The organism is Peribacillus sp. SIMBA_075 (assembly GCF_046534585.1).
The window spans coordinates 1-339 of the sequence record NZ_JAWRYN010000261.1 but is presented as its reverse complement, the minus strand read 5'-3'; the positions used below and the strand labels follow the sequence as shown (position 1 = coordinate 339).

The following is a 339-nucleotide window of genomic DNA, read 5'->3' as shown; positions in this document are numbered from 1 at the left end:
AGCAAACATTTCTTTTGCCTGATTCATGGTGATCGATAAAGATTTGTTCATATTTAAGGACCTTCTTCCAATAATTTCTAATGACAAAGGCGTTAATATAGCTGCAAATCTTTCTTGTTGATAACATATCATCAGCTAGTACGCCTAGTGTAGTTGTACAAATCCCAAAACCTTGGTATGTCAAAATCAAATAGTAACTTCTAGTAACTTGCTTAACATTTGAAGACTTGAAGGTTGTAGCATTTTTATTTGTTCTGAAACTGCTAAGTTTTTTTAAAAGAATTAATCTCCTTTTATGAAGTATATTGTTTCTAAGTATTTTCCATCTCTTGTTCATTT

General features: G+C 30.4%; 1 protein-coding gene. It reads right to left on the bottom strand.

Annotated features, from left to right (window positions below; translation table 11 throughout):
* The coding region (locus SB775_RS28155) for a hypothetical protein (protein ID WP_410864458.1) at window positions 1-190 on the bottom strand (190 nt) is incomplete at its 3' end.
* Window positions 191-339 lie beyond the last annotated feature (149 nt).